This is a genomic window from Sphaerisporangium flaviroseum (genome assembly GCF_039537005.1).
Lineage (GTDB): Bacteria > Actinomycetota > Actinomycetes > Streptosporangiales > Streptosporangiaceae > Sphaerisporangium > Sphaerisporangium flaviroseum.
This window is the reverse complement of record NZ_BAAAZR010000063.1, coordinates 301,846-314,694: the sequence shown is the minus strand read 5'-3', so window position 1 is coordinate 314,694 and position 12,849 is coordinate 301,846. Positions and strand designations below refer to the sequence as shown.

Sequence of the window (12,849 nt, the reverse complement as noted above, 5' to 3'; positions counted from 1 at the left end):
AACAGGCCACCTCCGCGCTGATCGTGCACCACCCCGAAGCCAAGTACTTCAACGTCTGACCCCGGAACCGGGGCGCCGGAGCGGGGTCACGACAGCGTCGTGCCGTGCACGACGAGAGCCCAGACCAGGCAGCCGAACGCCGCGGTGGAGGTCACCGTACGGACGAGGTTCCAGCGGACCCAGCCCGCCTCGAAGCGCTCGCGCACGGCGGCGAGGTCGGGGACGCGGTCCAGCTCACCCGCCGCGCCGAGCGCGTTGTTCATGGGCACGTTGACGGCGAAGGTGACGGCCAGCGTCGCCCCGTACAGGACCAGCGCGGCCACGAGCCAGGGGAGCACGGAGCGCCCGTCCCCCTGTAACGAGAGCACCACCGCCAGCACGATGAGCACCGGCGTGCCGAGGAAGGCGATGAAGAACCAGCCGTTGAGGATCGCCACGTTGATCCTCTGCATCGTCTCCACGAAGGTACGGTCGTCCGTCAGGCGCAGGCCGGGCATGACCGAGCAGGCGTAGGAGTAGAAGAGGCCCGCCACGAGGCCGCCGGTGATCGTGGCCGCGACCAGGCTGGTGGTCTGTGGTAACTGTCCCATCGAGTTCTCCGAGGTGATGAGGTCGTCGAGTTCCGCATAGGTCAGTGAAACGCCCCCACCACAAGACGGGCCATGGCTGAAAAGCGCGACTCCATGTGCGGGCGTCTACAGTGACCCCATGGACACTCTCGCCGGCCTGCTCGACGGGCCGAGAGCGCGAGGGGCCTTCCTGCTCCGCTCGATCCTCTCCCCGCCCTGGTGCCTGCGGATCCAGGACGAGGCGCCGCTCACCGTGGTGGCCATGGTGCGCGGCGACGCGTGGGTGCTTCCCGACCAAGGGGCAGGCGTGCGGATGCGCGCGGGCGATGTCGCGATCAGCGGGGGTCCCGATCCGTACACCGTGGCCGACGACCCGGCCACCCCGCCGCAGGTCGTCATCCATCCCGGTCAGCGCTGCACCACCCCCGACGGGGTGTCCCTGACCCAGGCCATGGACCTGGGGGTGCGCACCTGGGGCGACCGCCTCGATGGGCCGACGGTCATGCTCACGGGCACCTACCAGATGCGCGGAGAGATCAACCGGCGGCTGCTCGCGGCGCTGCCGCCGCTGCTCGTCCTCCCGGGCGACGCCTGGAACAGCCCGCTCATCCCCCTGCTGGAGGCCGAGATCGTCAAGGACGAGCCGGGACAGGAGGCCGTACTCGACCGGCTGCTCGATCTGCTGCTCATCGCCGTCCTGCGCACCTGGTTCTCCCGCCCGGAGGGCGAGGCGCCGGCGTGGTACCGGGCGCACAGCGACCCCGTGGTCGGCAAGGCGCTGCGCATGCTGCACAACAACCCCGGCCGTCCCTGGACGGTCGCCACGCTGGCCGCCGGCACCGGTGTGTCACGCGCGGCCCTGGCGCGCCGATTCACCGAGCTGGTGGGCGAACCCCCCATGGCCTATCTCACCGGCTGGAGGCTGGCCCTGGCCGCCGACCTGCTGCGCGAGACCGAGGCCACGGTGGGGGCGGTGGCCCGGCAGGTGGGTTACGGAAGCTCCTTCGCCCTCAGCACCGCCTTCAAGCGCGTGCACGGGATCAGCCCGCAGGAGCATCGCGCCGGGCGCGTCCTGGAGGGCGCCACCGCCTCTCCCGGCGGCTGACGCACTCACCCGGGAAAGGGATGGCAGGCCGTCGCCGGTGTGTCACCTGGGCTGGACCCTGAGGCTGTGCGTGCCGATGAGCGTGCGCTCGCGGGTGGTGCCCGCCCGCACACCGCTCGCGGCCCGCAGGAAGCCCGATTTGCAGGTCTCGCCGGAGTACAGGATGACGTCGGCGTCGGTGTTGTTGATCACCAGGACGCGGCTCATGAGGCCGAACGAGGGAAGGGTGAAGCACCCGGGCGCGGGGTCGACGAACTTGGCGTGCACCACCCCCTCGATCTGGATGGTCAGGGTTCCGACGGCCGCGGCGGCGGGCCACGGGGCCGTGAGCGTCAGGGGCGCGGTGGCGAGCAGGGCGCTGAGCGTGGTCAGGACACGTCGCATGGCTTTCTCCTCAACCGTTGATCTACGGCCCCTCCATCGTAACTGAGAGTGATCGAATGGTCGCGGGCATCCACGCGGGGTTCTGGAGACGGCCCGCTCAGGCGGGCTTCCCGGAGTCCTTGGGCGTGCTGAGCAGCCGCTGGGCGAGCCGCCCGATGTGCTCGCGCCAGGCGGACAGGGCGGTCGCGCGTTCCTCTGGCGGGCAGGCGTGGGTCAGGACCAGGCGGGCGCCCTGGCCCGTGCCGTCTCGCAGCTCCCAGCGGACCCGGCCGGACCTCGTGACGTACTCCAGCAGGTGAGGCGCTTTGACCTCGCCCAGGCCGGTGGGCGGGAACTCCCGCACGGTGAATCCATCCGGCACCCGTCCTTCGCCGGGGTCGCCGCCAAGGGCGGCCCACACGGCGGGGATGGGCCTGGTGAGCTGCCTTTCGAAACGCACGCCGAGGTCGTCCGTGACGCCCTGGTCGAGGCCCAGCGCGGTGACGAATCCCTCCATCAACTCGTCCGGGTTGCCCGCCTCGCCGGATGGCGGGGTGGCGCCGCCCGCCAGCAGCGTGTCCATCGCGGCGATGCAGGTCGTCCATCCCGCCGCGAAGCTGGGCGCGCCGTAATGGTCGTTGATGGTGTGGGTGAGGACCAGCAGCGTGCCCTCACCGTCGGGCCGGACCTCCCAGTGGAGCAGGTCGCGGTCCCACGTGTAGGCGATGACCCGGGGCGGATCCAGCTCGGTGATGACTCCCGGCGTGTCCGGGGGGAAGTCGAACGCGATCTCGCCGCCCACGCGCAGTTCCAGCCGCACCGAACTGGGGAACCACTGGGCGAGCTGCGCCGGCTGGGTGAGCGCGCGCCATACCTTCTCCGGGCGGTGCGCCAGCCGGCGCTCCATCCGCAGGACGCTCCGGTCGCCGGTGGTCCGCAGGGTCTCGTTCATTCACCGCTCCTCATGCTCCTACGGGCAGGCCGCCCGTGGTCCCGTCCAGGTGTCCACACCCCGGCACATGAGTCGAACATACCACTTCAGTTATATGCCTGTCTCCGCATGGAGGGGGAGTGGTCACCGCGCACAAGCGGATCGCCGACCCGCCCGCAGGCGGATCGGCGATCACAAGGCGTCATGTCCCGGTCGCCGGGACCGCCGTTCGGCTCAGTCGCCGAATTCGTTCTGCACTCCGGGCGGTGTGAGCGCGGAGATGTAGTGCTGCGGCAGGTGGTCGTCGATCGAGTACATCGCCGGCAGCGAGCGGGTCGCCTGGAACTTGCGTGCGATGAACGCCAGCGCCGAGATCGGGAGCCCGAGCAGGCCCGTCATCTGCGACGTGGCATGCTTTCTGGCCTCCCACTGGCCCTTCCTGACCTGCGAGGCGCATCGGGCGTTGGTCAGCAGGCTCAGCACACTGTTGCGGAGGTGCGGTACCCGGTAGTGGTACTCCCGGCCGAAGTGGCGGAAGGGCCCCGCCGCGCTGGACGGCAGGTGCGGGACCACGTCGCTGTCGTAGACGTAGCGGATGAGGTTCCGGCGGAGGAACTCGTCGCTCTCGCAGGCGTCGGCGAAGCTCGGGTCACCGATCATGGGCTGGCCGTAGGTGTAGACGGCCTTGAGCCGGTCGGCGAACGCCTCCTTGTACTTGCGCTCGTGCCTGATCATGACGCCCATCAGCGCCGCCATCGCCCCGCCCAGGCTGTGCCCGGTGATGTAGAGCGCCTCGAGGTTCTCCAGCCCCGGCTGCTCGGCGCCGTAGGCCTGGTCGGCCTGCGCGGTGCCGTTGGGCCGCGAACCGCCGTCGGATCCGAGATCGCGGATCGACCGCCGGTCGCAGGCGTCACGCAGCGCGTTCATGACCTCGTAGCGCGTCGCCCGGACGTTGCGGTAGACGCCGGCGTGCACGGTGGCACATGGGTCGCTGATCTGGTAACCCATCCGCTCGGGTTCGAGGTCGATGTTGCTCAGCCAGTTGATGAAATTCAGCGGCTCGGTGCCCCGGTAACACAGGATGCCGACTTTGCCGCTCTTGCTCTGGATCAGGAAGGCGGTCGAGGAAATCAGCATCGCGTCGACGGAGGTCTGAATCATCCGGCATTCGTTGTCCTCGAGCCCCATTCTCGCCATGATCATGGAGAGGGTCTCGGGGTCCGAGTAGGAGTACGCCGCGCATGTCGCCATGACATGGGCGATTTCGGGGTCCGGATGGTCGACGGCGTTCAGCAGCCGTGTCTCGAGATTCTTGTAGACCGGGAATCCCGACGTCTCGCGGTGGCCGTAAGGCCGGAGTTCCTCGTAGGTCGGAGCCTTGGCGTCCCGCCGCCACAGCCCGCCGAGCTGGAGGATGTCGCGCATCCTCCGCTCCCACTCCGTCGTGAGAGAGTCGCCTCCGGCCATCTCGGGTTTCCTGGTGCCACTCACCATTTTCCCGGTGGCGGCCTGGCCGACCGCGGCCGTCACCGTTTTATCCGACTGGCGATTGTTCCTAGTGGTATCCACGCTTGCCACGCCATACACCTTCCCGTCAGCGACGGTACTTTCGACTGGTAGGCGGTCTCGGCGATGAGGCAGGACGGCATCGTCATCCGTATGACATGCACCCGAGATCCGCCTGTCCTTCACACTTTCCTGGACATCCCGGGCCGAATCTCATGCGGTCGCAAACTCATTCACCGAGCCGCGTTCCAGGTGCTTTCGCGAGGCCAGGCGATTTTCAGCGAACGGAGAAGGCGGCCAGCGTCATCGCGCCCTCGGGGGCCGGTTCCTCGGGGACGCCGGGCGGGCCGGCGAGAGGCAGTCGCACGGTGAACCGGGCGCCGCCCGCGTGCGAGACCCCCACCTCGATGGTTCCGCCGTGGGCACGGGCGATGTCGCGGACGATCGCCAGGCCGAGGCCCGTTCCTCCCCGGTCGCGGCAGCGGGAGGCGTCCAGGCGGGTGAAGCGCTCGAAGATCCGCTCCCGGTCGGCCTCGGCGATGCCGTCGCCGTCGTCGGCCACCACCAGTTCGGCGCTTTCCCTGTCGCGGCGCACCTCGACGAACACCAGGCGTCTGGCGTGCCGCTGGGCGTTGTCCAGCAGGTTGGTCAGGACGCGGGCGATCTGGGTGTCGACGGCCTTGACGACCACCCCTGGGGCGAGACGGAGCTGGACGGGAAGCCGGTCGGAGCGCCGGGAGACCTCCATGCGGACCGACTCGGCGAGGTCCACGTCCTCCATCGCGTTGGGCGTGCCTCCGCCGATCTTCGCCAGGAGGAGCAGGTCGGTGAGGATGGCCTGCAACCGGTCGACGTCGCCGAGCGTACGGTCGAGCAACTGGTCCAGGTCGGTGTCCTGGGGGCGCATCTTGGCCTCCTCCAGCTGCGCTCGAAGCCCCGCGACGGGGGTGCGCAGCTCGTGTGAGGCGTCCGAGGCGAACTGCCGCTGCGTGGCCAGCACCTGCTCCATCCGGTCCTTGGCTTTCTCCAGCCGTTCGAGCGTGCTGTTGACGGTCCGCGCGAGTCGAGCGATCTCGTCGTCACCGGCGGGCTCGGGGACACGGCTGCTCAGGTCGTGGACGTTGGTCGCGGCCAGTTCGGTGCGTATGGCCTCGACGGGACGCAGCGTCCGGCCGGTTATCTTCCAGGTCGCCCAGATCGCGAGGAAGATGAGCGCCGCGACCTGCACGGCGAACAGCGCGTCGAAGACCGCTGTGGAGATGACCCATCGGACCTGGTCCCCGGCGTAGACCACATTGGAGTCCGGCGCGGAGCTCACGCGGATGGCGGCGAGGCGGATGCAGCCCAGCCGGGGGTTGGCACAGGTCTGCATGTCCTGCTGTGGGTCCCTGGCCGAGGGCCACGTGTCGATCAGCGGCGGGAGCCCCGCCGCGGCCGGTGAGGAGGCGATGACCCGGCGATCGGGCCCCACGATCTGGACCAGTTCCACGCCGGGGACACTGCTGGTGATGATGGGGGCCGTGACCTTTCCGGCCCGGTCGGCGTCGGCCATCAGGTCGGCCGCGCGCCGCGCGTCCAGCCATCCGGCGTTCGTCAGTTCCTGGCGCGCGACCACGCCCGCCAGCACTCCGGACGGGACCAGGAGCAGCATGGCGAGGATGGCGACCAGGGCGGTGACCCGTCCCCGTATGGACCGGGGGCGCCACAGCGGGCGGGGTGAAGCCGGAAGTGCGATGCGCACGCAGTCCTCCTCAAGGCATGCTCGTCGAGCCGGATCACCGGGTGTGCGGCCGGTAGGGAACCTGCGCTCGATCGAGCATTACGGCTGATGAGACGCCGGGCCGTGTGCGATCGCCTGACTGATGAGCGACTCGCTGGGGATACGCAGAAAGTAACATATATCCCAAAAGCGTGCAAATCAGACAAAAGCGTAGTCTGATCAGGTCACAGCGAGGTCAAGCCGGGGGAGCGTCACGTCCGGTACACCTGGAACTCGGAGACCTGTCCGGCCGGCCAGCCGGTGTTGCCGGTGATGGACAGCCGCAGATGGCGCTGTGAGGTGGCCGGGAAGGTGATCGTCGCGGTGTTCCCTGAGGCCGGGGTGAAGGTGTGACCCCGTGAGGCCGACACCGTCGAGTACGCCGAGCCGTCCTGGCTGCCGAGGACCGAGAGAATCTGTGTCCGCGTGCCCCAGGCGGGAGAGGGTGGCAGGGTCAGGACGATCTTGCTGACGCTGTTCACGGCGCCCAGGTCGACGGTGAGCGTCTGCGGGAACACGTTGTTGACGCTCTCCCAGTAGCTGCCCGGGTTCCCGTCGTTGGCGTTGCCCGCGACGTAGTTCTGCGTGTGGCTGCTCGCGCTGATCGCCTTGCCGGCCGCCAGGTTCGGGTTGGCGGGCGGCTGGGTGGTCCCGGTGAGCTGGTCCACCCAGTACCTGGTCCGGTCGAGGTAGGCGGTCTCGGCGGCGGCGCCCGTCTTGCCGTAGGCGCCGTTGAAGGTCTGGTACCCGATCCCGGGGGGCGGGGTGGAGGCCGCAGGCTCGATCACCGAGCCTTCGTGCCACTCGTTGAACGAGGTGACCGACACCCAGCTCGGAGACCCGCCGGTGGCCGGGGCCAGGGCGTTCCGCCACTCGGTGTCGTAGGTGGCCCCGTTGTCGCGCCCGAGCGTCGGGGTGGTGTTGCCGGGAACGGCGCGGTCGTCGATGTACCCCGGGCCGACCGAGGGCGCCCACACCAGGCCGTTGGCCTTGCAGAAGTCGCCCGCGTTCTTCCACCCGGGCGCGGTGGCGCCGGCGATCGCGTCGTAGGTGTACATCCCGCCGAAGTGCGCGACCTTGGAGGTGTCGGTGGTCTGCGCGAGCACGATGCTGCTCGACCGCACCTGGTCCAGGGCGGTCCAGTCGGTGATCCGCAGGCTCTCGAAGACGTAGAAGGCGCCCCGGTCGCCGTGGGCCCCGTCACGGTAGAACGCCGGGCTGCCGCCGTACCGCGTGTTGATGTAGTTGATGTCGGCGACCGTGGAGGCGGCGGTGCGCCCGGTGTACGGCTCCAGGTGCCAGGCCACCTTGATCCCGTACTGCGCGGCAGTGCTGAGCACGCCGGCGGCGAGCCGGTCCTCGTAGGAGTTCTGCCCCCACCAGCTGTACACGATGACGCCGGCGCCCGACTGCTGGATCCACCGCATGTGCTGGGCGACCGCGCCGGTGAAGTCGCCGGAGTCGTAGGCGCCGAGCTTGGGATACAGGTCGGCGCCGATGTCGCCGGGTGGGGTGTGGGCGCCCTGCTGCCAGTGACGGTAGCCGCCGGACACCGCGGGGGACCCGTACCAGGGATAGTAGAAAAGGTGCACGTCGGTGGCGGTGTGCCCGGGCTCGGCCGCGGAGGCGGCGCGGGGCGCGGCTCCGGAGGCGAGGGCCGGTCCCGCCGGGGCCGACATCAGTCCGGACGTCACCAGCAGGACGGCGGCGGCTGTCACGCTGCGCCAGTTGGGCATCGGTGGGCTCCTCGCGTCGATGGGTGCCACGTTGACGGGCTCTCGAGGGGCCGCGCCCCTGGTGGACCCGGCCGGCCATGGCTGGACCAGGACCTGCCATGACCGGCCGGAGAGGGGGGTCCCGTCCATCCGGCCGGCCCGAGCGGCACCACCGCGGCGGAGCCGAAGTCGGCGGGAACGGCCCCGTCACGGGTCTGGGGCGGCCGGACGGACGGGAGTCACAGGGGGTGGTTGCCGCAACCCTCCTCGTGAAATTTCAAACATCAAAGAGCAACTTGCGGTCTTACGGAAATTATTTGCAGGGCTTGTCGAATTAAAGAGCGCGGTTCGAGGCCATGCAAGTGTCGAAGCGCTTCGCCTTTCGTAACGCTTCTGTAACGCGAACCGTCGCGCCGCGCCGACCACGGCAGGGCCGCCGGATGCCAAGTCGTTACCAACACCGGGGATTTACGGACCGAACTGCTCGTGTTAGAACTCGGTTAATTGCTCTTGGATACATACAAACTGGACCGGTGAAGACGTGGCGCAGAGGCGAGAGCCCCCGACTCGCGTGGCCGGCAACGGCGCGCAGGCGGTGGGTCACGCGTCGCTCCGCCGGGCCAACCTGAGCCTGGTCCTGCGGCACCTGCGCGACGAGGGGTCCTGCTCCCGCTCCGACATCGCCGACGCTACGGGCCTGCACCGGGCGACCGTCTCCAGCCTGATGGCGGAGCTGCTCGACCGGCGCCTGGTCCGTGAGGTCGGCATCGAGCACGTGGGCGCGGTCGGCCGCCCCAGGCGTGCCGTCGCGCTGGACGGATCCCACGTCGGCGTCCTCGGCACCGAGATCAACGTCGACTACGTCGCCGTCTACGGCACCGACCTCGCCGGCCGCGTGCTGGTCGAGCGGCGGGTGGGCTTCGACGCCATGGGCATGGGGCCCGACCGCTCGCTCAAGGAACTGGGCCGGGTGGCGAAGGAGGCCATCGACGATCTCACCCGCGCCGGGGCCACCCCGGCCGGCATCGGGGTCGCGATTCCCGGCCTCGTCGACGTCGCACGCGGTGCCGTCGCCTTCGCCCCCAACCTCGGCTGGCGGGATCTGCCGCTGGCGGAACGGCTCCGGGCCGAGATCGGGGACGTGCGCGCACCGGTGATGGTGGACAACGACGCGAACCTCGCGGCCCTGGCCGAGTACACCGGCGGGGTCGCCGCGGGCACCGCCGACATGGTCTACCTCACCGGTGAGGTGGGCATCGGCGGTGGCATCGTCGTCGGCGGCCGGTTGCTGCGCGGCGCGGACGGGTTCTCCGGGGAGGTCGGGCACATGCCCGTCGACCCGACCGGGAGCCGGTGCGGCTGCGGGCGGACCGGCTGCTGGGAGACCAAGGTCGGGCTCGCGGTGCTGGTCAGGGCGGCCACGCCCGAGCTGGCGTACGAGCTCGGCACCGCGCCGGCGCCCGACCCGGAAGAGAGGGTGGCCGAGATCGCCCGTGGTCTGGCCGCGGGCGAGCCGCGCATGCTGGCGGCGGTGGCGGAGGTCGGACGGTGGCTGGGGCTCGGCGGCTCCATCCTCGTCAACCTCTTCAACCCACGGGTCATCGTGCTCGGCGGCTACTTCGCGAAGCTGGCCGAGCGGCTCATCCCGCCGGCTCAGGCGGAGCTGGAGCGACTGGTGATCGCCGGTCCCGCCGCCCGCTGCCGGTTCCTCGCGTCCGGCCTCGGCTTCGGCGCCGCCTCGCGCGGCGCGGCGAGCATGGTGGCCGACCAGGTGATCAATGACCCCACCGCGGTCGGCTCGGCGCCACCGGCGGTGACACCAACAAATCTGGCAGGTAGATGACAGCAAATTTCTAAAGTTGATACGCTTTTTGCAGTAATTCTACCCGGTTCAAGGGTTGAACAGGTCGAACCTGACCAGCCCCACCTGGAGGCGGCACCCCTCCAGGGGCACAGCTCCACGGATCGACCGCAGTACCCGGCAACAAGCGCGGCGGCGCGCGCCTTGCCTGACTGACCCCGTAAGTCAGGAAAGGACCCCCCATGTCACCACGTCCTCGGCCGTGGACCCGACTGCTCGCCACGATCACGCTGGTCATCTCCGGCACCGTGGCGACCATGACGGCCACCGGCCCGGCGGCCCACGCGTCCGTCATCCCCGCCTCCGACTACCAGCAGGTCAACCTCGCCACCGGAGGCGCTGAGCTCGGCGAGGCCATGTCCCTCGCGGTGCTCCCCAACCGATCGGTGGTGCACACCGCCCGTGACGGCACGGTTCGCGTCACCGACGCGGCCGGCAACACCAAGGTGGCCGGCAAGCTCAACGTCTACACCCACGACGAAGAGGGCCTGCAGGGCGTCGCGGCCGACCCCGGCTTCGCCACCAACCGCTACATCTGGCTCTACTACTCGCCCCGGCTGAGCACTCCCGACGGCGACGCGCCGACCAACGGCACGCAGGCGCAGTTCGACCAGTGGAAGGGCCATCTGAACCTCTCGCGCTTCACGCTGAACGCCGACGACACGCTCAACCTGGCGAGCGAGAAGGTCGTGCTCACGGTCGCCAACGACCGGGGCCAGTGCTGCCACGTCGGTGGTGACATCGACTTCGACGCCTCCGGCAACCTGTACCTGACCACCGGCGACGACACCAACCCGTTCGAGTCGAACTCCTACTCGCCGCTCGACGAGCGCACCGACCGCAACCCGCAGTTCGACGCCCAGCGGTCCGCCGCCAACACCAACGACCTGCGGGGCAAGGTGCTGCGGATCAAGCCGCAGCCCGACGGGACGTACACCATCCCCTCCGGCAACCTGTTCGCCCCCGGGACGGCCAGGACCCGGCCCGAGATCTACGCCATGGGCTTCCGCAACCCGTTCCGCATGTCGGTAGACAAGGCCACCGGCATCGTCTACCTGGGCGACTACGGCCCCGACGCCGGCGGCCCCGACGCCAACCGCGGCCCCGGCGGCCAGGTGGAGTTCGACCGGATCACCGGCCCCGGCAACTACGGATGGCCGTACTGCACCGGGACCAACACCACCGCCGAGACCTACAACGAGTACACCTTCCCCAGCGGCCCCTCCGGCGCCAAGTACAACTGCGCCGGCGGCCCGACGAACAACTCCTTCCGCAACACCGGCCTGACCACGCTGCCCGCGGCCAAGCCGAGCTGGATCAGGTACGGCGGCGAGGCAGGCTCACCGCCGCAGTTCGGCGGCGGCTCGGAGTCACCGATGGGCGGTCCGGTCTATCGGTACAACGCGTCGCTCAACTCCACCGTGAAGTTCCCGCAGTCGCTCGACGGCAGGTACTTCGCGGGCGAGTACGGCCGCCGGTGGATCAAGGCCATCGAGGTCATGGCCGACGGCGGCCCCGGTGACATCGGCGACTTCCCCTGGAGCGGCACGCAGGTCATGGACATGGCCTTCGGCCCCGACGGCGCGCTGTACGTGCTCGACTACGGCACCGGGAGCAACAACCAGGCCCTGTTCCGAATCGAGTACATCGGCGGGACCAACCGCAACCCCATCGCCAAGGTCTCGGCCAACAAGACCTCGGGCCCCAGCCCGCTGGCCGTGACGTTCTCCTCGGCAGGCAGCTCCGACCCCGAGGGTGGAGCGCTCACCTACTCCTGGAACTTCGGCGACGGCGGCACCTCCACCGCGGCCAACCCCTCGCACACCTACACCGCCAACGGCACCTACACCCCGACGCTCACCGTCCGCGACCCCCAGGGACTGACCGGGTCGGCGAGCCTCGTGGTGACCGTGGGCAACACCGCCCCGGCGGTGACGCTGGCACAGCCCTTGAACGGCCAGCTGTTCGCCTTCGGCGAGACCGTGCCCTTCCAGGTCAGCGTCAGCGACCCGGAGGACGGCACGATCGACTGCACGAAGGTGACCGTGACCTACCTGCTGGGCCACGACAGCCACCGCCACCAGATCACCTCCAAGACCGGATGCAGCGGCTCCATCGCGGTGCCGGTCGACGGTGAGCACGACGTCGCGGCGAACGTCTACGGCGTCTTCGAGGCCTCCTACACCGACAAGGGCGGCCTCACCTCGACCAACGCCCGGACCCTGCAGCCACGGCACCGGCAGGGCGAGCACTTCAGCGCGCAGTCCGGCATCCAGACCGCGGACCACGCCGGGGCAGAGGGCGCCAAGACGGTGGGCTTCACCGACAACGGCGACTGGATCTCCTACCAGCCGTACGCGCTCGGCAACGTCAGGAGCGTGACCGCCCGCGTCTCCTCCGGCGGCGTCGGCGGCACCCTCGAGGTGCGGGCGGGATCGGCGACCGGCACCCTCCTCGGGACGATGACCATCGCCAACACGGGAGGCTGGGACACCTTCGTCAACGTCACCTCTCCGATCGCGAACGCGCCCGGCGGCACCACCACGCTGTTCCTGGTGTTCAAGGGCGTGACCGGCCAGGGCAACCTGTTCGACCTCGACGCGTTCACCTTCAGCACCTCCACCTCAGGCGGGACCACGACCGAGGGCGAGGCGTACACCTCGCAGTCGGGCGTGCAACCCGCAAGCCACGCGGGCGCCAGTGGCGGCACGACGCTCGGGTATATCGACAGCGGTGACTGGGCCGGGTACTCGACGGTGACCACCCAGGGCGCGACCGGGTTCTCGGCCCGGGTGTCCTCGGGCGGCCCCGGCGGCACGATCCAGATCCGCTCGGGCTCGGCCACCGGCACCCTGCTGGGCTCGGTCAACGTCGCCAACACCGGTAGCTGGGACACCTTCACGACGGTGTCGACGGCACTGAGCGGATCGGCCTCCGGACCGCTGTTCCTGTCGTTCACCGGCGGATCGGGTTCGCTGCTCGACGTGGACACCTTCACCATCACCCGCTAATGGCACGGCCGGCGCGGCGCGAGCACCCG

At 69.8% G+C, this 12,849-nt stretch carries 9 protein-coding genes; 3 read left to right on the top strand and 6 right to left on the bottom strand.

Annotated features, from left to right (window positions below):
- Nucleotides 1–86 precede the first annotated feature (86 nt).
- On the bottom strand, nucleotides 87–590 hold the full coding sequence (locus ABD810_RS40570; protein WP_344953769.1) for an anthrone oxygenase family protein: 504 nt from the start codon (nucleotides 588–590) through the stop codon (nucleotides 87–89).
- 118 nt (nucleotides 591–708) lie between these two features.
- Between ABD810_RS40570 and ABD810_RS40565 the strand changes: the two genes are divergently transcribed.
- Complete coding sequence (locus ABD810_RS40565; protein ID WP_344953766.1) at nucleotides 709–1,674, top strand: AraC family transcriptional regulator; 966 nt, start codon at nucleotides 709–711, stop codon at nucleotides 1,672–1,674.
- A gap of 42 nt (nucleotides 1,675–1,716) precedes the next feature.
- Here ABD810_RS40565 and ABD810_RS40560 read toward each other — a convergent pair whose 3' ends face one another.
- The 5 genes from ABD810_RS40560 to ABD810_RS40540 form a co-directional block, all read right to left on the bottom strand.
- Nucleotides 1,717–2,058, bottom strand: a complete 342-nt coding sequence (locus ABD810_RS40560) for a hypothetical protein (RefSeq protein ID WP_344953763.1) — start codon at nucleotides 2,056–2,058, stop codon at nucleotides 1,717–1,719.
- A 97-nt stretch (nucleotides 2,059–2,155) separates the two neighbouring features.
- A complete protein-coding gene (locus tag ABD810_RS40555; protein WP_344953760.1) occupies nucleotides 2,156–2,989 on the bottom strand; it encodes an SRPBCC family protein in 834 nt (277 codons plus the stop codon).
- Nucleotides 2,990–3,202: 213 nt separating this feature from the next.
- Nucleotides 3,203–4,546 (bottom strand): lipase family protein, encoded by a 1,344-nt coding sequence (locus ABD810_RS40550; RefSeq protein ID WP_344953757.1) that lies wholly within the window; start codon nucleotides 4,544–4,546, stop codon nucleotides 3,203–3,205.
- 205 nt (nucleotides 4,547–4,751) lie between these two features.
- The gene (locus ABD810_RS40545) at nucleotides 4,752–6,215 is read right to left on the bottom strand and encodes a sensor histidine kinase (protein ID WP_344953754.1); all 1,464 of its coding nucleotides are present in this window, start codon (nucleotides 6,213–6,215) and stop codon (nucleotides 4,752–4,754) included.
- Between the two features lie 230 nt (nucleotides 6,216–6,445).
- Nucleotides 6,446–7,969, bottom strand: a complete 1,524-nt coding sequence (locus tag ABD810_RS40540) for a discoidin domain-containing protein (protein WP_344953751.1) — start codon at nucleotides 7,967–7,969, stop codon at nucleotides 6,446–6,448.
- Between the two features lie 520 nt (nucleotides 7,970–8,489).
- Here ABD810_RS40540 and ABD810_RS40535 point away from each other — a divergent pair.
- Together ABD810_RS40535 and ABD810_RS40530 are read left to right on the top strand one after the other, a co-directional pair.
- On the top strand, nucleotides 8,490–9,791 hold the full coding sequence (locus ABD810_RS40535) for an ROK family transcriptional regulator (RefSeq protein WP_344953748.1): 1,302 nt from the start codon (nucleotides 8,490–8,492) through the stop codon (nucleotides 9,789–9,791).
- 200 nt (nucleotides 9,792–9,991) lie between these two features.
- The gene (locus ABD810_RS40530; RefSeq protein ID WP_344953745.1) at nucleotides 9,992–12,820 is read left to right on the top strand and encodes a carbohydrate-binding protein; all 2,829 of its coding nucleotides are present in this window, start codon (nucleotides 9,992–9,994) and stop codon (nucleotides 12,818–12,820) included.
- The last annotated feature ends 29 nt before the right edge of the window (nucleotides 12,821–12,849 follow it).